The following is a 24,520-nucleotide window of genomic DNA, read 5'->3' on the forward strand; positions in this document are numbered from 1 at the left end:
ATGACCGCACCGGAGGCCGGGAGCCCGCAGGAGAGCAGGCAGATCGGAGCGCTCCTGGACGAGCTGGTCACGCGCGTGCCCAGCATCCGCCACGCCCTCGTCCTGGCAGCCGACGGGCTGCCCCGAGGCGCCTCGCGCTCGCTGAGCAGGGAGGACGGCGAGCAGTTGGCGGCGGTGGCCTCCGGCTTCCACAGCCTGGCCAGAGGCGTCGGCCAGCACTTCGAGACGGGCTCGGCCCGGCAGACCCTGGTCGAGCTCGACGACGCGTTCCTGCTGGTCGCCGCGGCCGGGTCGGGCAGCGCGCTGGCCGTCTTCGCCGAGTCGGACGCCGACATCGGCACGGTCGCCTACGAGATGACGCTCCTGGTGCAGAGCTTCGGCTCGTCCCTGTCCACCGCGCCGCGCACCATTCCCGGCAACGCCTTCTGACCGACCGCTTGTTCTCGGGTCCGCCGCGCTCGTGTCCCGAACAGGTGACAACGCCGACCGGGCGCGAACCGTTCGCCGCCGCGTCACGTCGATGCGGATGACGGCGGCGGCCCGGGACCGACGGGGGTGGCTCCGGACCGCCGTCGTCCCTGGCGCCAGGGCGGCGGGCGGTCAGGGCGGCGGGCGGTCAACGGCCGCCGGAGAGCGCGCTCCTGTCCACCGGGAAGTCGAACTGCCGCCTCGGGAACGGCTCGTCGTCGAGCGCGAAGTGCCACCACTCGGTGTCCACCGGCGCGAAGCCCTCCGCGGTGAGCGCCGCGCGCAGCAGGGCGCGCGCCTCCCGCTGCTCGTCGTCCACGTCGTCGGACGAGGGGGCCGAGCGCGGGTCGAAGAAGTCGAAGCCCGTCCCCATGTCGACCTGGCGACCCGAGCGCCGCACCAGCGTGACGTCCACGGCGCTGCCGCGGCTGTGCCCCGAGCGTTCGGCGAGATAGCCCTCGTCGAACAGCCGGTCCTTGGGCACCCTCGGATAGAACTCCTCGCGCCGCCCCGTCGCGTCGGGGTCGTCCGCCCAGCGCAGAAAGGACTCCACGGCCCGCCGCGGCCGGTAGCAGTCGTACACCAGCAGCCCGAACCCCCGCTCGCCCAGCGCCCGATGCGCGCGGCGCAGAGCGAGCGCGGCGTCCCGCGTGAGGAGGCACACCGGCTCGCGGTAGCCGTCCACCACGCGCCCCGTGAAGTTGTCGCGCGTGGCGTAGCGGATCTCCTGCCGGATGCCGGGGGCCACGTCGGCGAGGTCGACGAACGCGTCGGGTGCCCTGGCCCCGGCCGCCGCGGGCGCCCCCGAAGCGGCGAGTCCGCCCAGCAGCGCGACCAGCCAGAGAGCTGCGGTGAGGCGGCGCACACACCACTCCTACCAGCGGCCCGCGGCGCCCGCAGGCGCTCGCGGCCCGGCTGCCCGGCGTTCGGGTGGCGCGACCCCGGCGCGGCCCCGGCCTGACCCCGGCCTGACCCTGGCGCCACCCTGGTGCGCGCCCGCGTCTGGTGGCATCGTCTGCTCAGCCGTGCCACGCGTACCCGCCGGGAGGCGCCATGACTGTCCCCACGTCCGCACCGCCGTCCGCCCCCGAGCCGCTGTGGCGGCCCTCGGCGCAACGGGCCTCCGCCGCGCGGCTGACCCGTTTCCACGCCTGGGCCGCCGAGCGGCACGGCGCCCCCGCGCCCGTCGAGGGGGACGCGGCGGCGAGCTACGCGGCGTTGCACGGCTGGTCGGTGAGGGATCTGGAGGCGTTCTGGCGCGCGGTCGCCGAGTGGTTCGACGTCCGCTTCGCCACGCCGTACGGAGCGGTGCTCGGCGCGCGGACGATGCCGGGCGCCGAGTGGTTCCCCGGCGCGACCCTCAACTACGCGGAGCACGCCCTGCGCACGGGCGAGGACCCGGCGCGCGCCGACGAGCCCGCGCTGCTCGCCGTGGACGAGCGCCACGAGCCCGAGCCGATCAGCTGGGCCGAGCTGCGCCGCCGCGTCGGCTCGCTCGCCGCGGCGCTGCGCGAGCTCGGCGTGCGGCCCGGCGACCGGGTCAGCGGCTATCTGCCCAACATCCCCGAGGCCGTCGTCGCGCTGCTCGCCACCGCGGCGGTGGGCGCGGTGTGGACGTCGTGCGCCCCCGACTTCGGCGCGCGCAGCGTCCTCGACCGGGTGCACCAGGTGGAGCCGGTGGTGCTGTTCGCCGTCGACGGCTACCGCTACGGCGGGAAGGTCCACGAACGCGCCGCCACGGTCGCCGAGTTGCGCGAGGGGCTGCCCACGCTGCGGGCCACCGTGCACATCCCGCTGCTCGGCTCGGCCGCGCCCGAGGGGGCGCTCGAGTGGGCGGCGCTGACCGGCTCCGACGTCGAGCCGGAGTTCGAGCGGGTGCCGTTCGACCACCCGCTGTGGGTGCTGTACTCCTCGGGCACCACCGGGCTGCCCAAGGCGCTGGTGCAGTCGCAGGGCGGCATCCTGCTCGAACACCTCAAGCAGATCGGCCTCCACTGCGACCTCGGCCCGGGGGACCGGCTGTTCTGGTACACCTCCACCGGCTGGATGATGTGGAACTTCCTGGTCTCGGCGCTGCTGACGGGCACCACGGCGGTGCTCTACGACGGCAGCCCCGGCCATCCGGACACCGGCGCGCAGTGGCGGGTCGCCGAGCGGACGCGCGCCACCCTGTTCGGCACGTCGGCCGCGTATGTCATGGCCTGCGCCAAGGCGGACGTCCACCCCCGGCGCGACCTCGACCTGTCCGCCACCCGCTGCGTGGCCACCACGGGCTCGCCGCTGCCGCCCGACGGGTTCCGCTGGCTGCACGACGAGGTCGGCGACGACCTGTGGATCGCGTCGGTCAGCGGGGGCACGGACGTGTGCAGCTGCTTCGCGGGCGCCGTGCCCACGCTCCCGGTCTGGACGGGGGAGTTGCAGGCCCCGGGGCTCGGCACCGACCTGCGCGCCTTCGGGCCCGACGGCACCCCCCTGGTCGACGAGGTGGGCGAGCTCGTGGTGACCGCGCCGATGCCGTCGATGCCGATCTCCTTCTGGAACGACCCCGGAGGACGCCGTTACCACGACAGCTACTTCGACATGTTCCCCGGCGTGTGGCGGCACGGCGACTGGACGACCCTCACCTCACGCGGCACGGTCGTCATCCACGGCCGCTCCGACTCCACGCTCAACCGGCAGGGGGTGCGCATGGGTTCGGCCGACATCTACGAGGCCGTCGAACGGCTGCCGGAGATCAGGGAGTCGCTGGTCATCGGCGTCGAGGAGCCGGACGGCGGCTACTGGATGCCGCTGTTCGTCACGCTCGCCGACGGCGCGGCGCTCGACGACGAGCTGCGCGCCAGGATCCGCGCCGCCATCAGGTCCGCGCTCTCCCCGCGTCATGTGCCCGACGAGATCATCGAGATCCCCGGCGTCCCGCACACGTTGACGGGCAAGCGCCTCGAGGTCCCCGTCAAACGCCTCCTCCAGGGCGCCGCGCTCACCTCGGCGGTCAACCCGGGCTCGGTCGACGACCCCAGGCTGCTCGGCTTCTTCGAGAAGCTGGCCGCCGAACGGGCCACTGTCAGTGGCGGCGACTACTCTCGGTGATCGAACGCTTTCGATCCGTCGAGGGGGAGTCATGGCACACACCACGGGGCGCGCGTCGCGGCGCGCGGCCGTTCCGCTGGGGGAGTCGGCAGGCACGGTCGCGGTCATCGCCGACGAGGCCGCGTTCGCGCTGATGCGCGGGTACGGCAGCTTCCGCTTCACCGACCATCCCAGCTATCTGCGGCGCACCGAGGCGCTGCTGCGCGCGCTGGCCCGCCGTCACGGGCACACGAGCGTGGCCCTGTTCGACCCGGTCGGCTTCGCCGACTTCTGCGAGCGGGAGCGCCTGTCACCCGACAGCCAGGCCGCCCGCGCGCGCTACACCGCGGAGATCGCCGCGCGCGGCCCGACGGTGGCCTACGACGGGCAGCCGCTCGACCGGCTGGTCCCTGAGCTGCTCGCCGAGCACATGCGCTGGGAGACCTGGGAGGTGGGCACGGATCTGCTGGCCGCGGCCGGGCCCTGCCCCCGCTGCGGCGCCCCGCAGTCGCGCTGCGCCTTCAGACGGGCGGCGGGCCTGCTGGCCGCGGCGCTCGAGTGGGTCCCGCCGGGGACGCACCACGTGGTGTGCAGCCTGATCACCGAGCCGGGCCCGCTGACCGCTTCCGTGCGCGCGGTGCGCGGCGCTGACGGCTCGTTGGAGATGGCCGAGCCGGAGGCGCTGGTGCTCTGCACGCTCCTCGCCGTCGGCCTGGCGACGGGCGATCCCGGCGGTCTTGTGCTGCGTTCGGCCGCGGACCCGGACGCCGAGCCGCCGCACCGGGGCGAGGAGGTGCGCGGCTGGAGCGTGCGGGACGGGCGGCTGATCCCGCTGACCGAGGGCGGCGTGTTCGCGGCGTACTGCACGGATGTCCTCACCGGCGAGCCCGTTCCGCCCGAGCACGGCGTGGCCTATCGCGCGGCGCCCGCCCTTCCACCCACCGACTGCCAGGGGCCATGAGCCGCGGCCCCCGGGGCTCACTCCCCCGAGAGCACCGCGAGGGCCGCGGCGCGCGCGTCGTCCGCGCTGTCCGCGGCCCGCGCGGCGGCGGCCGCGCGCCCGCACTGCGCGCGGGTGTGCCGCGCCAGCGTCGCCCTGACCCCGGGGATCGCGGAGGCGCCCATGGAGAGGCTGGTGACGCCGAGTCCGGTGAGCACACAGGCCAGTTGGCGGTCGGCCGCCGCCTCGCCGCACACCCCGCAGCCCTTGCCCTCCGCCGCCGCGGCCTCGGCGGCGGCCGCCACCAGGTCGAGCAGCGCGGGCTGCCACGGGTCCTGGAGCCTGGCGACGGCCCCCAGCTGCCGATCGGCCGCGAAGGCGTACTGCGCCAGGTCGTTGGTCCCGATCGAGAGGAACGCCACCTCACGGAGCAGCGCGCGGGCCCGCAGCGCCGCGGCGGGGATCTCCACCATGGCGCCGCACTCGGCGCGCAGCCCGGCGGCCCGGCACGCGACGGCGAACGCCCGTGCCTCCGCCCGGTCGGCGACCATCGGCGCCATCACCTCGGCGCGGACGGGCAGCCCCTCGGCGGCGGAGGCCAGCGCGCGCAGCTGCGTGTCCAGGATGTCGGGGCGTTCGAGCAGGGCGCGCAAGCCGCGCACGCCCAGCGCGGGGTTGGGCTCGTCGGCGCCCCGAAGGAAGGGGAGGGGCTTGTCCGCGCCCGCGTCCAGCACGCGCACCACGACGCGCCCCTCGGGGAACGCCTCGAACACCTGGCGGTACGCGGCCCGTTGCGTCTCCTCGTCCGGCGGCTCGGCCCCCGAGGATCCCCCCGCGCCCTCGGGCCCGAAGTAGAGGAACTCCGTGCGGAAGAGGCCCACGCCCTCGGCCCCCGCCGCCAGGGCGGCCGGCACGTCGGCAGGGCCGCCGATGTTCGCCAGCAGCGGCACCCGGTGGCCGTCCGACGTGACGCCAGGCCCCACGGCCGCCGCCGCGGCCCGCCGGTCGGCCGCGGTCCTGGTCATCGCGGCCCGTTCCTCGGCGCTGGGATTCACCACGACCTCGCCGGTCCCGCCGTCCAGCGCCACGACGGCGCCCTCGGCCAGGTCCTCCGCGCCCGCGAGCGCCACCACGGCGGGCACCCCCATGGCGCGGGCCAGGATCGCGCTGTGACTGGTCGGCCCGCCCTCCCGGGTGATGAAGCCGAGCACCAACGAGGGATCGAGCAGAGCGGTGTCCGCGGGGGCGAGGTCGCGCGCGACCAGGACATAGGGCTCGTCGCTGTCCGGCACGCCGGGCACGGGGACGCCGAGCAGCCGGGCGACGATCCGGTTGCGCACGTCGTCGAGGTCGGCGACCCGCCCCGCGAGATACTCCCCCGCGCCCGCGAGCAGCCCCCGGTACGCGGCGAACGCGTCGCTCACCGCCCGTTCCGCCGTGGCACCCACGCCGATCCGGCGCGCCACGTCGGCCATGAGCTCGGGGTCACGGGCCATCAACGCCTGGGCCTCGAGCACCGCCTGGGCCTCGCCGCCCGCCAGGGTGCCCCTGGCCACCAGGTCGGCGCCGACGGCCTCGGCCGCCCGCTGGGCCCGGCCCAGCTCGTGCGGCGCCTCGCGCGCCGAGGTCTGCCCGGCCGGCGGCTCGAGCACGGCCGTGCCCAGCTGCCTGACCTCGCCGATCGCCACACCGTGGCTGACGCCGACACCGCGGAGCCTGGTCTCCATGTCACCCGCCTCGGCCCGCCACGTTCGGGCGGTGCGCCATGTCAAAGGGTAGGTGATCCGCCCGGTCCACCCCACTTCGCGCCCCGCCCCCGGCCCCGGACGACCGGCCGGGGGAGCGGCCCCGCGCGGCCGGTAGAGTCAGCACCGCACAGCGCCGGCACGGGGTGAGTAGGAGGGCGTCCGGGTGGAGGTCCAGGAGACAGACATTCAGACGGACCGGATCCTGACCATCCCCAACCTCCTGAGCATGGCCCGCCTCCTCGGCGTCCCGGTCTTCCTGTGGCTGGTGCTCTCCCCGGTCTTCGACGGCCCCGACCTGGACGGCTGGGCGTTGCTCGTCCTCGCGGCCAGCGGCGTCAGCGACTACCTGGACGGCAAGCTCGCCCGCCGGTGGAACCAGATCAGCGCCCTCGGCCGCATCCTCGACCCGGCCGCCGACCGCCTCTACATCCTGTCCACGCTGGTCGGCCTGACGTGGCGCGACATCCTGCCGCTGTGGCTGACCGCGCTGCTGCTCGCCCGTGAGCTGGTGCTGTTGGTCACCGTCTGGCGCCTGGACAGGGCGGGTTATGCCCCTCCGCAGGTGAACTTCCTCGGCAAGGCGGCCACTTTCAACCTGATGTACGCCTTCCCGTTGCTCCTGCTCAGTGAGGGAAGTGGCTGGGTGCCTTCTCTCGCTGCTATTTTCGGATGGGCGTTCGCTGGCTGGGGTACAGCGCTCTACTGGTGGGCAGGGATCCTCTACGTGGTCCAGGTCCGCCGTATCCTCGCGGCGGATGCCACGGCCGACTGAGCTCGCCCTGGCAGCGTCGCAGGGGCTTGGAGCCCGCATGTGTCGCACTTTTCCGGGGAGAGCCACCCCGGGCCCGGGCCCCTCCAGACGGGCGCAGTCGGAGTGACTGTCGACTCCCCAAGGAGGACACTTCCGATATGAAGGCCGTCGTAATGGCTGGTGGCGAAGGCACCCGGCTTCGCCCGATGACCGCGAGCATGCCCAAGCCGCTGCTGCCCGTGGCAAACCGCCCGATCATGGAGCATGTGCTCCGGCTGCTGAAGCGGCACGGGCTCACCGAGACCGTCGTCACGGTTCAATTCCTCGCCTCCCTCGTCAAAAACTATTTCGGTGACGGTGAGGAACTCGGGATGGATCTCACCTACGCCCATGAAGAAAAGCCTCTGGGCACGGCCGGAAGTGTGAAGAACGCCGAGGACGCACTCAAGAACGACTCATTCCTGGTGATCTCAGGGGACGCGCTCACCGACTTCGACCTCACCGACCTGATCCGCTACCACCGGGAGCGCGGTGCGCTGGTCACGGTCTGCCTGACCAGGGTGCCCAACCCCCTGGAGTTCGGCATCACCATCGTCGACGAGGACGGTCGCGTCGACCGGTTCCTCGAGAAGCCCACCTGGGGACAGGTGTTCTCCGACACCGTCAACACCGGCATCTACGTGATGGAGCCCGAGGTCTTCGACTATGTCGAGTCCGACGTTCCCGTCGACTGGTCAGGCGATGTCTTCCCGCGCCTTCTGAAGGAGGGAAAGCCGGTCTTCGGCTATGTCGCCGAGGGATATTGGGAGGACGTCGGCACGCACGAGAGCTACGTCAAGGCGCAGGCCGACGTTCTCGAAGGAAAGGTCGAAGTCGAAATCGACGGCTTCGAGATCTCACCCGGCGTCTGGATCGCCGAGGGAGCCGAGGTCCACCCCGACGCGAAGCTTCGTGGCCCGCTGTACATCGGCGACTACGCCAAGGTCGAGGGCGGCGCCGAAATCCGCGAACACACCGTCATCGGCTCGAACGTCGTGGTGAAGTCGGACGCGTTCCTGCACAAGGCCGTGGTCCATGACAACGTTTACATCGGGCCGCAGACCAATCTGCGCGGCTGCGTCGTCGGCAAGAACACCGACGTGATGCGCGCCGCGCGCATCGAGGACGGCGCCGTCATCGGCGACGAATGCCTCGTCGGCGAGGAGTCGATCGTCCAGGGAAACGTGCGGGTCTACCCCTTCAAGACGATCGAGGCAGGCGCGTTCGTCAACACCTCGGTCATCTGGGAGTCCCGGGGCCAGGCCAACCTGTTCGGGGCGCGCGGCGTCTCCGGCATCCTCAACGTCGAGATCACCCCCGAGCTGGCCGTCAGGCTCGCCAGCGCCTACGCCACCACCCTCAAGAAGGGATCCACGGTCACCACGGCGCGCGACCACTCCAGGGGCGCGCGCGCCCTCAAGCGCGCCGTCATCTCCGCCCTCCAGGCCAGCGCCATCGACGTCCGCGACCTGGAGAACGTCCCGTTGCCCGTGGCCCGCCAGCAGACCGCACGGGGCAGCGCGGGCGGCGTGATGATCCGCACCACCCCCGGCGTCCCCGACTCCGTCGACATCATGTTCTTCGACGAGCGCGGCGCCGACCTCTCCCAGGGCGGACAGCGCAAGCTCGACCGCGTCTACGCCCGCCAGGAGTACCGCCGCGCCTTCCCGGGCGAGATCGGCGATCTCCGTTTCCCCGCGAGCGTCTTCGACGGCTACACCGGCTCGGTGCTGCGCGACGTCGACACCACGGGCGTGGCCGAGTCCGGGCTGAAGATCGTCGTGGACGCCGCCAACGGCAGCGCCGGTCTCGTCCTGCCCAGCCTCCTTGGCCGCCTGGGCGTCGACGCGCTCACCATCAACCCAGGCCTCGACGAGGCCAGGCCCACCGAGACCGCCGACGTCCGCCGCGCCGGGCTCGTCCGCCTCGGCGAGATCGTCGCATCGGCCCGCGCCGCCTTCGGCGTCAGGTTCGACCCGGTGGGCGAACGCCTCGCGCTGGTCGACGAGCGCGGCCGCATCATCGAGGACCAGCGGGCCCTGCTGGTGATGCTCGACCTGGTGGCCGCCGAGCGCCGCAGCGGGAAGGTCGCGCTGCCGGTCACCACCACCCGCATCGCCGAACAGGTCGCCGCCTACCACGGCACACAGGTGGAGTGGACGACCACCTCGCCCGACGACCTGACCCGGGTCGCCCACAAGGAGGGCTCGATCTTCGGCGGCGACGGCCAAGGGGCGTTCATCATCCCGGAGTTCTCCTCCGTCTTCGACGCGACGGCGGCGTTCGCCCGGCTGGTCGGCCTGGTCGCCCGCACCCAGCTGTCCCTCTCCCAGATCGACGCCCGCATCCCGCGCGCCCACGTCGTCAGCCGCGACGTCGTGACCCCGTGGGCGATCAAGGGCCTGGTGATGCGCCGCGTGGTCGAGGCCGCGGGCGACCGCTCCGTGGACACCACCGACGGCGTGCGCGTCGTCGAGCCCGACGGCAGGTGGGTCCTGGTCCTGCCCGACCCGGCCGAGGCCGTCACCCACCTGTGGGCCGAGGGCCCGGACGACGCGGCGGCCCAGGAGCTGCTCGACGAGTGGTCGAGCGTGGTCGACAGCGCCGACCGCTGATCCCGCACTCCGCCGGGCCCTCGCCCAAGGGCCTTGCCACCGGGGCCGGTTCGGTCTTCTGAGTGACGCGTGCGACGATGTGCGCCATGCCACAGCAGGAGCCCGGACCGCGCCCCACCGCGCGCCCCGACGCCTCCATGTCGCTGCTGACCACCCTCATGAGCACGACACTTGACGAGGGCTACGCCGAGGCCGCGGCCAGGCGGCGAGCCGAAGGCCGGTCGGACCTGCCGCGCACGCTGCGCGCCAGGCTCTGGCTGGCCACGGGTCTCGTGCTGGCCGGGCTCGTCGTCACCCTGGGCGCCGCGCAGGCCCGCGAGTCCGCCCCCACCGTCGCCCGCGAGCGCTCCGAGCTGCTCGACCGGGTCGACGCGGGCACCGCCGCCGTCGACGTCCTGCACGACGACGTGGACGAGCTGCGCGCCGAGGTGGCCGCCCTGCGCCGCGAGGCCCTGGGCGGCGCGGGGGCCGAGGGCGCCGAGCTCGCCGCCCTGCTGGCCGGGGCGACGCCCGTGACGGGCCCGGGGATCGAGCTCACCGTCGACGACGCCGAGGGCACCGCGGGGACCCCGGGGGATCCGCGCGACGGCGGCGCGTTCGACGCGGGCCGCGTGCGCGACCGCGACCTGCAACGCGTCGTCAACGGCCTGTGGCACTCAGGCGCCGAGGCGATCGCCGTCAACGGGCAGCGGCTCACCGCGCTCTCCGCGATCCGCGCCGCGGGCGACGCCGTCCTGGTCGACAACCGCCCGCTCGCCCCGCCCTACTCCGTCCTGGCCGTGGGCCCAGGCGACGACCTGGCCACCGCGTTCGCCGCGAGCGACGGGGGGCGCCACCTGGCGGCGCTGCGTGACCGTTACGGCGTCAGGGCGGGCACCGACGTGCGCGACGAGGTGTCGCTGCCCGCCGCGCCCGGCCTCACCCCGCGCGTGGCCAGACCCGCGGCCTGACACCGCCGCAGCCCAGGGCACACGGGCCCAGGGCACCCAGGCCCAAGGGAAACAGGAGAGAGCCCCCAGTGATCGCCGTCGCCGGACTCGTCATCGGAGTCATGGTAGGAATCCTCACCCGCCCGGTCGTGCCCACCGGCGTGGAGCCCTATCTGCCCATCGCCGTCGTCGCCGCCCTCGACGCGGTCTTCGGCGGCGTGCGGGCCCTGCTCGACGGGATCTTCGACGACCGGGTGTTCGTGGTGTCGTTCCTCTCGAACGTCACGGTGGCGGCCTTGATCGTCTTCCTGGGCGACGAGCTCGGCGTCGGCGCCCAGCTCTCGACCGGCGTGGTCGTCGTGATCGGCATCCGCATCTTCTCCAACGCCGCCGCGATACGCCGGCACGTCTTCGGGGCCTGAGGCCGATGACCGACGAGCCGATGACCGACGAGCCGGAGAACGCCCCCGCCCCGCCCACGGGAAGGGCCGCGCTGCGGGCCGCCCTGTGGCCGCCCCGCGCCGGTCGCGGCCAGCTGCTCGTCGCGCTCCTGCTGTTCGTGCTCGGGCTCGGCCTGGCCATCCAGGTACGCGCCGCGGGAAGCGACGACACCGCGCTGCGCGGCGCCCGCCAGGAGGACCTGGTGCGGATCCTGAGCGACCTCGAGGACCGCACCGACCGCCTGGAGGACGAGAAGGCGGACCTCGAGGACCAGCGCACGGAGCTGGAGACCAGCTCGGACCAGGCCGAGGAGGCCAGGCGCCAGACCGAGGAGCGCGAGCGGCAGCTGGGCATCCTGGCGGGCACGGTGGCGGCCGAGGGCCCCGGCATCACCCTGCGTATCGACGACCCGCTGAGCGCCGTGGAGGCGGATATGCTGCTCGACGTCGTGCAGGAGCTACGCGCGGCCGGTGCCGAGGCGATCCAGATCAACGACGTGCGCGTCGTCGCCGCCACCGCCCTCGTGGACGACAACGGCGGCGTGCGCGTGGACGACCGGCGGGTCGGGGCGCCGTTCGAGATCAGGGCGATAGGCCGCCCCCAGGATCTGGAGCCCGCGCTCAACATCCCGGGGGGAGTGGTGCAGGCCCTGGAGAGCGAGCGGGCCGAGGTCGTCGTCGAGCGGCCCGAGACGGTGACGATCGACGCCTTGCGATCGGCGGAGCAGCCTGACTACGCTCAGTCGTCGTCGTGACCGCGCTCGATGTCGCGGGGGTGCCACACCCCCGGGGTGTCCGGTGAGGGAAACTGAACGGGGGCCGTGGACGTTGTCGAGACATCCGTCACGGCCGGTGAGAGAGAATGGACCGCCCCGTCCCACGACGGGCCGGCCTAGGTGCGAGGGGATCGCTGGTGAGCTTTTTCGCTAGATTGTTCGGCAGGCGTCAGAGCGGCATGCACAGTGCCGCACGGCCCCGCGCCCGCCAGCAAGGCGAGCCAGCGTCGGCAGCCGGCGCGGAGCCCGGCCGTCCGTTGTTCCGCGACGAGGTGTCATCGCCCGGCGGCATAGGCTCCCAGGGCGGCGAGCCCGCGACGGTGACGTGTTCCCGCTGCGGCCACAGGTCCCCCGCGACCAGCCGTTTCTGCTCGAACTGCGGCAATGGCCTGCGCCCCGGGCTCGAGGGCTCATCGGAGACGACCTCCACGATCTCCATCTCGGGCCTCGAGGCGTACGAGGCCGAGATCACGGGCCAGCACCCCGCGCCCGCGCTCTCCCCCGAGGCCCAGGCCGCGGTCGAGGCGCTGCCGCCGGGCTCCGCGCTGCTCATTGTTCGCCGCGGGCCGAATTCCGGCAGCAGGTTCCTGCTCGACGGCGAGGTGACCACCGCGGGCCGCCACCCGCACAGCGACATCTTCCTCGACGACGTGACCGTGTCCCGGCGCCATGTGGAGTTCAGGCGGCAGCCCGACGGCGGCTTCACGGTGAGCGACATCGGCAGCCTGAACGGCACATATGTCAACCGCGAGCCGATCGAGCAGACGACCGTGCTGGGGAATGGCGACGAGGTCCAGATCGGCAAGTACAGGCTGGTCTTCTTCGCCAGCAGGCAGGGATTCTGAGCCGTCGAGCGGCGCCCGGGCGCCGCGCGGCGGTGCTCGACTATCCAAATGCACCGGGCACCGCCTAGGGTTGCTGTGTGAATCAGCTCGACGTCGTGGGCGTACGGGTGGAAATGCCCAACAATCAGCCCATCGTGCTCCTCCGTGAAGTCGGCGGTGATCGCTATCTCCCGATCTGGATCGGGCCGGGAGAGGCGACCGCCATCGCGTTCGCCCAGCAGGGGATGACCCCTGCCCGGCCGTTGACGCACGATCTCTTCAAGAACGTGCTGGAAGCGGTGGGGCAGGAGCTCAGCGCGGTGCGGATCACCGACCTGCGTGACGGGGTGTTCTATGCCGAGCTCGTGTTCGCCAGCGGTGTGGAGGTCAGCGCCCGCCCGTCCGACGCCATAGCCCTCGCCCTCCGCGTGGGCACGCCGATCTACGGCAGCGATGCCGTGCTCGACGACGCGGGGATCATCATCCCGGACGAGCAGGAGGACGAGGTGGAACGGTTCCGCGAGTTCCTCGACCAGATCTCCCCCGAGGACTTCGGCACGAGCAGCCAGTGACGGCGCGTGGCGATCGTTGACGCGCTGAGGGTGGATGCCTGGCGTCGATGGGGCATGTCTTGGGAGGAGCGCTGTGCGCGTGCTCATCGTGACAGCCGGTGAGCGACGAAGACACGGTAGGGGCATGCGGAACGGAGGCCGGCGTGACAGGTGACGGCGACAGCAGAGCGGTCGGCGGGTTGTCCGCCCTCCCGGGGGCACCTCAGGTGGCGGGTGCGGGGCCGCGGCCGTCCGTCGGGACCCAGGGGCGCGGAGCGCCCGAGCAGCTCGGCTATCGGGGCCCGAGCGCCTGTGCCGCCGCCGGGATCACCTACCGCCAGCTGGACTACTGGGCCCGCACCGGGCTCGTCCAGCCCAGCGTCCGCCCGGCCCATGGCTCGGGCACCCAGCGGCTCTACAGCTTCCGCGACGTGCTCGTCCTCAAGATCGTCAAGCGGCTGCTCGACGCGGGGGTCTCCCTCCAGAGCATCCGCACCGCGGTGCGTGCCCTGTGCGCGGTGGACCTCGCCGAGCTGTCCACCATGACGCTCATGAGCGACGGCGCCACCGTCTACCGCTGCGCCTCCCCCGAGGAGCTGGCCGAGCTGCTGCGCGGCGGCCGTGGCGTCTTCGGGATCGCGGTCGGCGCGGTCTGGGCGGACGTGGAGAGCGCGTTGGCGCAGCTCCAGGCCGAGCGCCTCGACACCGGCGAGGCCCTGCCCGCCACCCACCCTTCGGACGAGCTGGCCCGCAGGCGCCACCGCGGCATCTGATCGAGCGGCGTCTGATCCGACGGCGCGGGCCGCCCCCGGTGTCAGACCCGTGGGGCACCATCGGTGGGGTGAGAGGTCAGCCCACGGTCCTGCACCTCGACATGGACGCCTTCTACGCCTCGGTCGAGCAGGCGGCCAAGCCGAGCCTGCGCGGCAAGCCCGTCATCGTCGGCGGTCTCGGCCCGCGCGGGGTGGTCGCCACCGCGTCGTACGAGGCGCGGCGCTTCGGCGTCCACTCGGCGATGCCCATGGCCCAGGCCAGGCGGCTGGCGCCGCACGCCGCGTGCCTCGTGCCGCGCTTCGGGGTGTACCGGGGGATCAGCGAGACGGTGATGCGGCTGCTGGCCGAGCTGTCGCCGCTGGTGGAGCCGTTGAGCCTGGACGAGGCGTTCGTCGACCTGGCGGCGGGCGACCCGGGCGCCGCGACGGCCGATGAGGCCCTGCGCGTCGGCACGCTGCTGCGGGCCAGGATCAGGGCGGCCACGGGGCTCACCGGCTCGGTGGGCCTCGCGGGGTCCAAGATGCTGGCCAAGATCGCGTCCGAGCGGGCCAAGCCCGACGGCCTCGAGCTGATCCCGCCGGGCGGCGAGCGCGACCTGCTGGCCCCGCTGCCGGTGCGCACCCTGCCGGGGGTGGGCCCGGCCACCGCGGAGACGCTGCGCAGGGCCGGGATCGGGACGATCGGCGAGACGCTGCGGGCGGGGGAGGACGAGCTGTTGCGGCTGCTGGGCAAGGCGCACGGCGCCTCGGTGTTCGCGATGGCCTCGGGCGTCGACGAGCGGCCCGTGGTGCCCGACCGGGACACCAAGTCGGTCTCGGTCGAGGACACCTTCGACGTCGACGTGACCGACCGGGCGCGCGTGCGGTTCGAGGTGGCCGGGCTCGCCGACCGGTGCGCGCGGCGGCTGCGGGAGGCGGGCCGGTCGGGGCGGACGGTGGTGCTCAAGGTGCGGCGTTACGACTTCACCACGCTCACCCGCTCGGAGACCCTGCGCGGCCCGACGGACGACCCGGCCGTGGTGCGCGAGGCGGCCGCGCGGCTGCTCGAGCTCGTGGACACGACGGAGGGCGTCAGGCTGCTCGGGGTGGGCGTCAGCGGGCTCGCGGACTTCACACAGGAGGACCTGTTCGCCCAGGCGGCCCAGGCGGCCAGAGCCGACCGAACGGTCCCGGCGGTCCACGGTGCCCAGCCGGTCCACGGTGCCCAGGCCGGGCCGGAGCGCCCGGCGGGCGAGGACGCCGGGGCCGCCGAGCCCTCGCCCGAGTCGACGCCGGGGGAGGGGCGGGCCGCGGCGCGGTCGTGGCTGCCCGGGCTCGACGTGGCGCACGCGCGCCTCGGGCCCGGATGGGTCCAGGGCAGCGGGCTCGGGCGCGTCACCGTCCGCTTCGAGCGGCCCGACTCGACGCCGGGCCCGGTGCGGACGTTCTCCGTGGACGACCCCGAGCTCGCGCCGGGCGAGCCCCTGCCGCTGGTGCCGGACGGCGAGGGCTCAGGCGTCCTCATCGGTCCCGGGAGCGGCGAGCCGCCCGAAGTCCCTGTCGGGTGAGAGCGCCGGGTCCACCGGGCCGCCGCGCGGCACGTCGAGCCCGTAGTGGTGGTAGAGCTGGAGCTCCTGCTCGGGGGAGAGGTGGCGGCCCACGCCGAAGTCGGGGGCGTCCTTGATCAGCGACCTGGTGAACGGGACGCGCAGCGCGTCGTCGACCACCTCGCTCGGGTCGAGCGGCACGAACGCGTCCCTGCTGAAGAGCCCCGTGCGCACCGCCGCCCATTCGGGTGTCCCGGTGGCGTCGTCGAGGTAGACCTCGTCCACCGTGCCGATCTTGTTGCCATCGCGGTCGAACGCCTTGCGGCCGATCAGACTGCGGGGGTCGATGTCGGTCTGCACGCTTCCTCCAACTGATCGCCACTGTTCACCGAGTGCCCCGGTATGACCTACGTAAGAGCAGATTGCTCGGGCTGGCCAGTCGAGTGGCGGCCAGGATCCCGCCGGAAGGACCGCTGGTAGGCTCGAAGGCGGTTGACGACCTCATGCGGGAGAGTCCCGGCGCCCGAAGGGCCCGGGCGCCGAAGGAGCAAATCCTCCCCGGAATCTCTCAGGCACCCGTACCGCGTGAGTCAGGCCACTCTGGAAAGCAGGGTGGTGGCGGGGCAGCGCTCCTTCGCCGCCCTCACCGACGGTGCAAGCCGTGGCGCGCGAGTGCCGCGGTGAAGCTCTCAGGTCGACATGACAGAGGGGGAGGCCCGTCAGGCACGGCCGCCTGACGCCCCCGCAGGTCGCCGCGACCAGGAGGAGCCTCCCGATGACCACCGACCACACCCCGTTGGCCGCCCTCGAACAGGGCACGCCGTTCGCCGCCCGGCACATCGGGCCCGATGCGGCCGACCAGGCGAAGATGCTCGCCCACATCGGCTTCGGCTCGCTCGACGAGCTGACCGCGGCCGCGGTGCCCGAGGCCATCAGGACCAGCGAGGCCCTGCTGCTGCCCGAGGCCAGGGACGAGGCCGGCGTGCTGGCCGAGCTGCGCGCGCTCGCCTCGCGCAACACCGTGCTGCACTCCATGATCGGCCTGGGCTACCACGGCACCTTCACGCCGCCGGTCATCCTGCGGAACGTCATGGAGAACCCCTCCTGGTACACCGCGTACACGCCGTACCAGCCGGAGATCTCCCAGGGCCGCCTGGAGGCGCTGCTCAACTTCCAGACGGTCGTGGCGGATCTGACCGGGCTGCCGACCGCGGGCGCCTCGCTGCTCGACGAGGGGACGGCCGCGGCCGAGGCGATGGCGCTCGCCCGGCGCGTCGGCAAGGTCAGGAACGGCGTCTTCCTGGTCGACGCCGACTGCCTGCCGCAGACGATCGCCGTCGTCAGGACCCGCGCCGAGCCGACCGGCGTCCCCGTGGTGGTGGCCGACCTGAGCGAGGGCATCCCCGCCGAGGTCGCCGAGCGCGGCGTCTTCGGCGTGCTGATCCAGTACCCGGGCGCCTCGGGGGCCGTGCGCGACCCGCGCGCGCTCATCGAGGAGGCGCACGCCCTGGGCGCGGTGGTGACCGTGGCCGCCGACCTGCTCGCGCTCACGCTGCTGACCTCGCCGGGCGACCTCGGCGCCGACATCGCGGTCGGCTCGAGCCAGCGCTTCGGCGTGCCGATGGGCTTCGGCGGCCCGCACGCGGGGTTCATGTCCGTCCGCGACGCCTACGCCCGCAGCCTGCCCGGCCGCCTGGTCGGCGTCTCGCGCGACGCCGCCGGCGCCCCCGCCTACCGGCTTGCCCTCCAGACCAGGGAGCAGCACATCCGGCGGGAGCGCGCCACGAGCAACATCTGCACCGCCCAGGTGCTGCTCGCCGTGATGGCCGGGATGTACGCCGTCTACCACGGGCCCGAGGGCCTGACCGGCATCGCCCGCCGCGTGCACCGCTACGCCGCCCTGGTGGCCGCGGGGCTGCGGGACGGGGGCGTGGAGCTCGTGCACGAGGCGTTCTTCGACACGGTCACCGCGCGGGTGCCCGGCGGGGCCGCGGCCGTGGTGGCCGCGGCGCGCGACATGGGGGTCAACCTCAGGCTCACCGACGACGACCATGTGGGCATCTCCTGCGACGAGTTGACCGGGCGCGCCCAACTGGCCGCCGTGTGGGCGGCGTTCGGCGTGGCCGGGGACGCGTTCGGCATCGAGATGCTCGACGCCAGGACCCCGGACGCGCTGCCCGAAGGGCTGCTGCGCACCGACGAGTTCCTGAGCCACCCGGTCTTCCACCGGTACCGCTCGGAGACGGCGATGCTGCGCTATCTGCGGCGCCTCGCCGACAAGGACTACGCGCTCGACCGCGGCATGATCCCGCTCGGCTCGTGCACCATGAAGCTCAACGCCGCGGTCGAGATGGAGCCGGTCACCTGGCCGGAGTTCGCCGCGCTCCACCCGTTCGTCCCCGCCGACCAGGCCGAGGGGTATCTGGCGCTCATCCGCGAGCTCGAGGAGCGTCTTGCCGAGATCACCGGGTACGACAGCGTCTCGCTCCAGCCCAACGCCGGGTCCCAGGGCGAGCTTGCGGGGCTGCTCGCCGTGCGCGCCTACCACAGGGCGGCGGGCCGCCCCGAGCGCACCGTGTGCCTCATCCCCTCGTCCGCGCACGGCACCAACGCCGCGAGCGCCGTGATGGCGGGGATGCGGGTCGTGGTCGTGGCCACGGGCGAGAACGGCGACGTGGACGCCGACGACCTGCGGGCGAAGATCGAGAAGCACCGTGATGAGCTGGCCGTGCTCATGGTCACCTACCCCTCGACCCACGGGGTGTTCGAGGAGGACATCGCCGGGATCTGCGCCGCCGTGCACGACGCGGGCGGCCAGGTGTACGTGGACGGCGCCAACCTCAACGCGCTGGTGGGGCTTGCCAGGCCGGGCAGGTTCGGCGCCGACGTCTCGCACCTGAACCTGCACAAGACGTTCTGCATCCCGCACGGCGGCGGCGGCCCCGGCGTGGGTCCCGTGGCGGTGCGCGCCCACCTCGCGCCCTATCTCCCCGGCCACCCGCTGCGGCCCTCGCCCGCCGACGGCACCACGGGCGCGGTCTCGGCCGCGCCGTGGGGGTCGGCCGGGATACTGCCGATCTCGTGGGCCTATCTGCGGCTGATGGGCGCCTCGGGGCTGCGCCGCGCGACGCAGGTCGCGGTGCTCGGCGCCAACTACGTCGCCAAGCGGCTCGAGCCGCACTTCCCCGTGCTCTACACGGGCCCGGGCGGGCTGGTGGCGCACGAGTGCGTCATCGACGTCAGGCCGCTGACGCGGGCGACCGGCGTCACGATCGACGACGTGGCCAAGCGGCTGATCGACCACGGGTTCCACGCGCCGACGATGTCGTTCCCGGTCGCGGGGACGTTCATGATCGAGCCCACGGAGAGCGAGGATCTCGCCGAGCTCGACCGTTTCTGCGACGCGATGATCGCGATCCGCCGCGAGATCGACCGGGTCGGCTCGGGGGAGTGGCCGAAGGAGGACAACCCCCTGGTCAACGCCCCCCACACGGCCGCCCAGCTGAGCGGCGGGTGGGACCACCCCTACAGCCGTGAGGAGGCCGTCTTCCCGGCCGGTGGCGGCCAGGCGGAAGGCCAGGGCGGCGCGGGGAAGTACTGGCCGCCGGTGCGGCGCATCGACGGGGCGTTCGGTGACCGGAACCTGGTCTGCTCGTGTCCGCCGGTGGCCGACTACGCGGGCTGAGCGACGGGTCGCCCTCCCGCGCGGGGGACCGATGGTGCCGGGACCGGTTCGCGCCGTTGCGGGCCGGCCCCGGACGTCCGGTCGGGTCAGCTCGCCAGACCGAGCGGCGCCACCCTGCTCGTCAGCAGCGGCAGCAGGGCGTCCGTGCGGACCGCGCGCTCCGCGGCGATGCCGGGCGGCGCGGGCGCCAGCGGCATCAGCAGGTCGCCGGGCAGCGGGCTGCCGGACTCGGGGTCGGCCCCGAGGTCCGTGTGCAGCCACAGCGTGAGCATGTACAGCTCGGGAACGGACAGCAGCCGGGGCTGGTAGGCCGCGGGCAGGGACTCGGCCAGCAGCATGGCCCGCTCCGTGGACGCGATGAAGGGGCCCTCGGTGACGTGCGAGAACGCCCACCCGTCCGCGGTGAGCATCGTCTCGGCGGCGCCGACGGGGCGCCCGTCGCGGGCCAGCAGGAAGCGCCAGCCGGTGAGCCGGGCCTCGGGGGGTTCGGTCGTGCCGGTCACCGGGGCCAGCCGGTGCACGGGGAGGGGGAGGACCGGATCCAGGTCCCCCCGTTCCAGGCGCAGCGGGTGCGGTGACCTGACGGTGGGCGAGTGCAGCGCCGTCCGTACGCTGCGCGTCGCGGCGGCGGGTGCCGTCGGTATGAACAGGGGCATGATGGGTCGCCTCTCGCTTCGGAGTAGGTCGCCTCTTGTATGGGGAGACACGCCGGCGAAGAGCTTATACGGGGGATGTTCTCCCTACGTTTCAAGTAGCTGACCTGTGAGGTAACGGCAAGAGGGAAAACAGGCCGCCAAGGCGCCAAGAAATCACCAAGGATGCGGCAATTATTCCGCCGGAATATGCCGTCGAGGGAGGTGAGCGCCGTGCGGGGCATGCGTGCCACCCCCGTCACGTGGGCAGGATCGAGCCCGTGACACCGAGTGGTGAGGGAGGCGGCCATGGGCGAGAAGGTGATGGCGGACCGGTTCGACCTCGACGCCCGCGAGCGCTTCAGGGACCGGGTCCACGCGTGTATGGCGGCGCTCGGGACCCTGCTGCGCGACGGCCGCTTCGAGCGCTCGCGTGACCTGATCGGCCTCGAGGTCGAGCTGTGCCTCGCGGATTCCGAAGGCTCGCCGCGCATGGTCAATGACGAGGTGCTCGCGCGAATGGCCACCCGAGATTTCCAGACCGAGCTGGGCCAATTCACGCTGGAGCTGAATATGTCCCCGCGCGCGCTCGCGGGAAGGGTCTTCGACGATCTGGCCGAAGAGCTGCGTATCGCGATCGGATACGCCGACCGAATGGCGGCCGAATGTGACGCGCGCCTGGTCATGACCGGGGTGCTGCCGACGATCACCGCCGAGCAGATGCTGCCCGGCACCCTGTCGCCCAACGATCGCTACAGCCTGCTGAACGACCAGATCATGGCCGCGCGCGGCGAGCCCATCCAGCTGGACATCTCGGGGGCGGAGCGGCTGCGGGGCACGTTCGAGTCCATCGCCCCCGAATCGGCGTGCACCTCCGTGCAGTTCCACCTCCAGGTCACCCCCGAGCGCTTCGCCGCCACGTGGAACGCCGCGCAGGTCGCCGCCGCGGCGCAGGTCGCGGTCGGCGCGAACGCCCCGTTCGTCTTCGGGCGCGAGCTGTGGCACGAGTCGCGGCCGCCGTTCTTCCTCCAGGCCACCGACAGCCGCCCGCCGGAGTTCGCGGCGCAGGGGGTGCGGCCGCGCTCGTGGTTCGGCGAGCGGTGGATCTCCTCGGTCACCGACCTGTTCGACGAGAACGTCCGCTACTTCCCCGCGCTGCTGCCGCTGCTCTCCGACGAGGACCCCGAGGCGGTGCTGGCCGCGGGCGGGGTGCCGAGGCTGGCCGAGCTGACCCTGCACAACGGCACCGTCTACCGCTGGAACCGCCCGGTCTACGCGGTCGCCGACGGCGTTCCCCATCTGCGCGTGGAGAACCGGGTGCTCTCCACGGGCCCCACCGTCGTCGACACGGTGGCCAACGCCGCCTTCTACTACGGGCTGGTCCGCGCGCTGGCCGACCAGCCGGACCCGGTGTGGACGCGGCTGCCGTTCGCCGCCGCCGAGCGGAACTTCTTCGACGCCTGCCGCCACGGCATCGACGCCGAGCTGACCTGGCCGGGCGAGGCGCCGGGGTCGGCGCGGGTCAGGCTGCGCGCGGCCCGGCTGATCGCCGAGCGGCTGATCCCGCTGGCCGCCCAGGGCCTGGACGCGTGCGGCGTCGCGGCGGCCGACCGCGACCACTATCTGTCGATCGTCGAGGAGCGCTGCCGCCGCGGCGTCACCGGCGCCGCGTGGCAGGCCGACGCCTACCACCGCGCGGTCGATGGGGGCGCGGACAGGGCGGCCGCGCTGCGCGATCTGGTGCGGCGGTACTGTGAGCTGGCACGGACGGAGGCACCCGTCCACAGCTGGCCGACCGGGGGGTGACCGCCCGGCGGCCCCGGCGGCCGGACGGGAGGCTCTCAGGTGTGGGTCAAGCCGGAACGGGCGACGGAGCGGCCGCCTGAGGGCGGCCTCCCCCTGTCGATCGACCGCGTCAGGCGGCAGGAGCTGCTGCTGGTCCTCGCGGTGTCGTTGGGGGCGAGCGCGGTCAGCGCGCTGATCAGCTTTGTCGGGGACCTGACCCGCCCGGGAGGGCTCGCCGACCAGGCGGCCACGCTCAACGGCTCGCGCGCCCCCGGGCGCCCGTGGCTGGACCTGGCGTGGCAGCTGTTCTCGCTGTCCACCGGCATCGTCCCCGTGCTGCTCGTGGCGCACCTGCTGCTGCGCGAGCGCGCCGAGGCGGGGGCCGCGGGCGTCGCAGGGCCGCGCGCGATCGGCTTCGACGCCAGACGTCCGGCGTTCGACCTGGGCTGGGGCGCGGCCGTGGCGGCGGGCATCGGCGGGAGTGGGCTGCTGCTCTACCTGGGGGCGCACGCCGCGGGCGCGAACCTCACGGTGGTGCCCGAGTCGCTGCCCGAGGTGTGGTGGAAGTACCCGGTGCTGATCGCCTCGGCGCTCCAGAACTCCCTGCTCGAAGAGGTCATCGTCGTCGGCTATCTGCTGCGGCGGCTCGACCAGCTCGGCTGGACGCCGATGGCCGCGCTGGCCGTGAGCGCGCTGCTGCGCGGCACCTACCACCTCTACCAGGGCATCGGGGGGTTCTTCGGCAACGTGGCGATGGGCGTGATCTTCGTCTGGCTGTACCGGCGGTGGGGGCGGGTCATGCCGCTGGTCGTGGCGCACGCGTTGATCGACATCGTGGCGTTCGTCGGCTACGGGCTGCTGGCCGGCCGCGTCGACTGGCTTCCCACCCTCTGAGGCACGATCCGAGGGCTCTGTCCGAGGGCGCGTCATCCCGGGGCCGTCACCCCGGGCCCTCGCCCGCCGCGAGCGGCAGGGTCTCGATGCGGCCCTCGCCGCACACCGCGCCGAGCGACCAGTCGGCCGTGGTGGCGCCGTACTCGTCGGGCGGGATGACCTCGATCGACGCGGGCTCGGGGCCGCAGGGGCCGTTCGCCGGGTTCTCATCGCCCGGCACCACGGTCCAGTGCAGCTGGGCCCAGACGCTGCGGCCCGGCTCGACGGTCAGGGGCCTGGGGGACTCGGAGTCGTCGCGCACGGTGGTGGTGGGGATGGAGTCGCCGTCGCCCGCGGCCAGTTGGAGCCCGGGCCAGCCCTGGGTGCGGCAGCCGGCGTCGGAGGAGTTGGTGAGGACGAGCGCCGCGTGTCGGCCGCCCGCGCCCGCGTCCAGTGGGTGAACGGCGGCGGTGAGCGCGTCGGGGGAGCACCACGCGTCGTCCGCGTCGCCCCCGGCGCCCTCGGGCTCGGGGGCAGGCTCGGGGTCGGGCTCCCTCGGGGCCTCGGAGGGCGCCAGGTCCTGGTCCTCCGCCGCGTCGGTGTCGTCGGTGTCGGTGTCGTCGGTCGTGGACTCCGGGGCGGCGTCGCGGGGTTGCTCGGCGGGCGGGCGGTCGGCCGACGAGCCGCCGTCCCGCGAGTCGGTGGACTCGGCGCAGGCGGCGACGGCGAACAGGGTGAGTGCGGCCAGGGCCGCGGCGCGTACGGGGTGGGACGCCATGGGATCCTCCGGTGGGGGAGTCGGCGATGCGGAGGAGTGCTGTGGCCATGGGACGTGGCCATGTCACAACGGGTTCCCGGGGGCGCGCCGTGGCACGCCTCACGCCGTGGATCGCGCCATGAGATAGCGGGGCACGGGGATCCGGGGCCCGCCCGTCGTCCGCGGGGGCGGGCTCGCCATGGACCGTCACGACCGGGACGACGCCCGCCCAGTGCGGCAGTGACACGTCCTCGGGCTCCTCGTTCACCCCGCCGGCGCGGACCTTGGCGGAGACCTCGGCCAGATCGAGGGCGAGCACGGCGGTCGCGGCCAGCTCCCTGGCGTTCGGCGGTCGGCAGTCGGCGGCGCGGCCCCGCTGCTCTACGGGGGCCCGCCCGTCGACGAGGAGCTGGCCGCCGTCGCGCGGGCCGCGTTCGACCGCGACGGCGTCCCCGCCGGGCCGATCGCCGTCACCTCGGGCGCGCTCGACGCCATCGAACGCGTCCTGGCCGCGCATCTGCGCCCCGGCGACGCGGTGGCCGTCGAGGACCCGGGCTGGGCCGGATTCCTCGACCTCATCCCCGCCCTCGGCCTGCGCCCCCTGCCCGTCGCCGTGGACGACGACGGGCCGCTGCCCGGGCCCACGGGCCATGCGCTGCGCGCCGGGCGCGCGCGCCCTCGTCGTCACCGCCCGCGCGCAGAACCCCACGGGCGCCGCCGTCTCCCCCGCGCGCGCCGAGGCGTTGCGCGCGGTCCTCGCCGCCCACCCCGACACGCTGCTGATCGAGGACGACCACGGCCATGGCGTCGTCGACCTCCCGCTCCTGCCGCTCTCGGGTCACACGAGCCGCTGGGCGCTGGTGCGTTCACCCGCCAAGGGCTACGGGCCCGACCTGCGGATGGCCGTGCTCACCGGCGACCCGGTCACCGTCGACCGCGTCCAGGGGCGCCAGCGGCTCGGCCCCGGCTGGGTGAGCCACCTGCTCCAGCGGACCCTGGCCACGCTCTGGGGCGAGGGCGCGATCGACCCCGCGGAGGTCGCGCGCTCCTATGGCGCGCGCCGGGACGGCCTGATCGCCGCGCTCGCCGAGCGCGGCGTCGAGGGCCGCGGGCGCAGCGGGATGAACGTCTGGGTGCCCGTGCCCGACGAGACCGGGGCCATCGCCCGGCTGCTGCACGCGGGGTGGGCCGCCGCGCCGGGCGCGCGCTTCCGCCTCGACTCGGCCCCCGGTGTGCGGCTGACCGTCTCCTCGCTCGCCGCGGCGGACCTCGCGCCGCTGGCCGCCGCGGTCGCCGCCGCGGTCCGGCCCCCGGCGGCCCGCAGGACCGACTGACCGGC

20 protein-coding genes, 1 pseudogene and 2 riboswitches are annotated in these 24,520 nt (G+C 73.9%); of the genes and pseudogenes, 16 read left to right on the forward strand and 5 right to left on the reverse strand.

Features of this window, described 5'->3' with window-relative positions; translation table 11 throughout:
• A complete protein-coding gene (locus D7318_RS01920) occupies positions 1-429 on the forward strand; it encodes a roadblock/LC7 domain-containing protein (protein ID WP_120695031.1) in 429 nt (142 codons plus the stop codon).
• A gap of 187 nt (positions 430-616) precedes the next feature.
• Here the strand turns inward: D7318_RS01920 and D7318_RS01925 are convergent, their stop codons facing one another.
• Positions 617-1,333 carry a M15 family metallopeptidase gene (locus D7318_RS01925; protein WP_120695032.1) on the reverse strand — a complete coding sequence of 239 codons (717 nt, stop codon included), beginning with the start codon at positions 1,331-1,333 and terminating at the stop codon, positions 617-619.
• 188 nt (positions 1,334-1,521) lie between these two features.
• Between D7318_RS01925 and D7318_RS01930 the strand changes: the two genes are divergently transcribed.
• Together D7318_RS01930 and D7318_RS01935 are read left to right on the forward strand one after the other, a co-directional pair.
• Complete coding sequence (locus D7318_RS01930; RefSeq protein ID WP_120695033.1) at positions 1,522-3,558, forward strand: acetoacetate--CoA ligase; 2,037 nt, start codon at positions 1,522-1,524, stop codon at positions 3,556-3,558.
• Positions 3,559-3,589: 31 nt separating this feature from the next.
• Positions 3,590-4,498: a hypothetical protein gene (locus tag D7318_RS01935; protein ID WP_120695034.1), complete on the forward strand. Its 909-nt coding sequence runs from the start codon at positions 3,590-3,592 to the stop codon at positions 4,496-4,498.
• Positions 4,499-4,515: 17 nt separating this feature from the next.
• Here the strand turns inward: D7318_RS01935 and ptsP are convergent, their stop codons facing one another.
• Complete coding sequence (gene ptsP / locus D7318_RS01940; protein ID WP_120695035.1) at positions 4,516-6,204, reverse strand: phosphoenolpyruvate--protein phosphotransferase; 1,689 nt, start codon at positions 6,202-6,204, stop codon at positions 4,516-4,518.
• 184 nt (positions 6,205-6,388) lie between these two features.
• Here ptsP and D7318_RS01945 point away from each other — a divergent pair, with 184 nt between their 5' ends.
• From D7318_RS01945 to D7318_RS01985, 9 genes are all read left to right on the forward strand, one after another.
• Entirely contained in the window at positions 6,389-6,997 is a 609-nt protein-coding gene (locus D7318_RS01945) for a CDP-alcohol phosphatidyltransferase family protein (RefSeq protein WP_120695036.1), read from the forward strand.
• Positions 6,998-7,134: 137 nt separating this feature from the next.
• Positions 7,135-9,630, forward strand: coding sequence for a mannose-1-phosphate guanyltransferase (locus D7318_RS01950; RefSeq protein WP_120695037.1), 2,496 nt, complete (start codon positions 7,135-7,137; stop codon positions 9,628-9,630).
• A gap of 77 nt (positions 9,631-9,707) precedes the next feature.
• Positions 9,708-10,580: a DUF881 domain-containing protein gene (locus D7318_RS01955; protein WP_183091258.1), complete on the forward strand. Its 873-nt coding sequence runs from the start codon at positions 9,708-9,710 to the stop codon at positions 10,578-10,580.
• Between the two features lie 68 nt (positions 10,581-10,648).
• On the forward strand, positions 10,649-10,981 hold the full coding sequence (locus tag D7318_RS01960; RefSeq protein WP_120695039.1) for a small basic family protein: 333 nt from the start codon (positions 10,649-10,651) through the stop codon (positions 10,979-10,981).
• Between the two features lie 5 nt (positions 10,982-10,986).
• Positions 10,987-11,754, forward strand: coding sequence for a DUF881 domain-containing protein (locus D7318_RS01965; protein WP_120695040.1), 768 nt, complete (start codon positions 10,987-10,989; stop codon positions 11,752-11,754).
• 278 nt (positions 11,755-12,032) lie between these two features.
• On the forward strand, positions 12,033-12,620 hold the full coding sequence (locus D7318_RS01970; protein ID WP_408055433.1) for an FHA domain-containing protein: 588 nt from the start codon (positions 12,033-12,035) through the stop codon (positions 12,618-12,620).
• Positions 12,621-12,697: 77 nt separating this feature from the next.
• Complete coding sequence (locus D7318_RS01975; RefSeq protein ID WP_059008346.1) at positions 12,698-13,171, forward strand: bifunctional nuclease family protein; 474 nt, start codon at positions 12,698-12,700, stop codon at positions 13,169-13,171.
• 143 nt (positions 13,172-13,314) lie between these two features.
• Positions 13,315-13,923, forward strand: a complete 609-nt coding sequence (locus D7318_RS01980; protein WP_183091229.1) for a MerR family transcriptional regulator — start codon at positions 13,315-13,317, stop codon at positions 13,921-13,923.
• 68 nt (positions 13,924-13,991) lie between these two features.
• The gene (locus tag D7318_RS01985; RefSeq protein WP_120695229.1) at positions 13,992-15,470 is read left to right on the forward strand and encodes a DNA polymerase IV; all 1,479 of its coding nucleotides are present in this window, start codon (positions 13,992-13,994) and stop codon (positions 15,468-15,470) included.
• Here the strand turns inward: D7318_RS01985 and D7318_RS01990 are convergent.
• Positions 15,414-15,809, reverse strand: coding sequence for a PRC-barrel domain-containing protein (locus tag D7318_RS01990; RefSeq protein WP_183091228.1), 396 nt, complete (start codon positions 15,807-15,809; stop codon positions 15,414-15,416). The genes D7318_RS01985 and D7318_RS01990 overlap by 57 nt on opposite strands.
• A gap of 136 nt (positions 15,810-15,945) precedes the next feature.
• Positions 15,946-16,043, forward strand: a riboswitch (glycine riboswitch).
• A riboswitch (glycine riboswitch) is annotated at positions 16,044-16,165 on the forward strand.
• 59 nt (positions 16,166-16,224) lie between these two features.
• Between D7318_RS01990 and gcvP the strand changes: the two genes are divergently transcribed.
• Positions 16,225-19,134 (forward strand): aminomethyl-transferring glycine dehydrogenase, encoded by a 2,910-nt coding sequence (gcvP, locus tag D7318_RS01995; RefSeq protein ID WP_120695043.1) that lies wholly within the window; start codon positions 16,225-16,227, stop codon positions 19,132-19,134.
• A gap of 86 nt (positions 19,135-19,220) precedes the next feature.
• Here the strand turns inward: gcvP and D7318_RS02000 are convergent, their stop codons facing one another.
• Positions 19,221-19,790 carry a hypothetical protein gene (locus tag D7318_RS02000; protein WP_120695044.1) on the reverse strand — a complete coding sequence of 190 codons (570 nt, stop codon included), beginning with the start codon at positions 19,788-19,790 and terminating at the stop codon, positions 19,221-19,223.
• Positions 19,791-20,075: 285 nt separating this feature from the next.
• On the opposite strand from D7318_RS02000, the gene D7318_RS02005 reads away from it, so the two are divergent.
• Positions 20,076-21,572 carry a glutamate--cysteine ligase family protein gene (locus D7318_RS02005; protein WP_120695045.1) on the forward strand — a complete coding sequence of 499 codons (1,497 nt, stop codon included), beginning with the start codon at positions 20,076-20,078 and terminating at the stop codon, positions 21,570-21,572.
• 39 nt (positions 21,573-21,611) lie between these two features.
• Positions 21,612-22,445 (forward strand): CPBP family intramembrane glutamic endopeptidase, encoded by an 834-nt coding sequence (locus tag D7318_RS02010; RefSeq protein ID WP_220729461.1) that lies wholly within the window; start codon positions 21,612-21,614, stop codon positions 22,443-22,445.
• A 46-nt stretch (positions 22,446-22,491) separates the two neighbouring features.
• On the opposite strand, the gene D7318_RS02015 is transcribed toward D7318_RS02010, so the two are convergent.
• The gene (locus tag D7318_RS02015) at positions 22,492-23,202 is read right to left on the reverse strand and encodes a DUF4232 domain-containing protein (RefSeq protein WP_120695046.1); all 711 of its coding nucleotides are present in this window, start codon (positions 23,200-23,202) and stop codon (positions 22,492-22,494) included.
• 346 nt (positions 23,203-23,548) lie between these two features.
• Here D7318_RS02015 and D7318_RS02025 point away from each other — a divergent pair.
• A pseudogene (locus D7318_RS02025) lies at positions 23,549-24,515 on the forward strand (aminotransferase class I/II-fold pyridoxal phosphate-dependent enzyme); the annotation flags it as partial.
• Positions 24,516-24,520: the final 5 nt, after the last annotated feature.

It is taken from the genome of Streptomyces radicis (genome assembly GCF_003626575.1).
Classification (GTDB): domain Bacteria; phylum Actinomycetota; class Actinomycetes; order Streptomycetales; family Streptomycetaceae; genus Streptomyces; species Streptomyces radicis.